This is a genomic window from Limnospira sp. PMC 1279.21 (genome assembly GCF_032349615.1).
Classification (GTDB): Bacteria; Cyanobacteriota; Cyanobacteriia; order Cyanobacteriales; family Microcoleaceae; genus Limnospira; species Limnospira fusiformis.
The window spans coordinates 1-308 of record NZ_JARPLU010000592.1; the positions used below are offsets into that span (position 1 = coordinate 1).

Here is a 308-nt window from a genome sequence, read left to right on the forward strand (position 1 = left end):
TCCGAGGCGGGCTCAACTTCAAGGGAAAGAAAATGCTGGCCTTACTGGGACATCAATTGTCAGGAGATGTCCGCATGGTTGTCGTTGCCCACAAAGACCGATTGGCAATATGGGGATTTGACTTGTTTCGATGGCTCTGTGAGCAAAACAGGTGCTCACTCATGGTTCTCAACCAGACAAGTCTCAGTCCAGAACCAGAAATGGTTGAGGACATCCTCGCCATCCTCCACTGCTTCAGTTCCCGATTATACCGACGGAGTAAATACAAAACTCAGGTCAAAGAAGATCCGGATTTACCCCAGCCCCGT

General features: G+C 49.7%; 1 pseudogene. It reads left to right on the plus strand.

Features of this window, described 5'->3' with window-relative positions:
* Positions 1-308, plus strand: a pseudogene (locus P5683_RS26115) (IS607 family transposase); the annotation flags it as partial.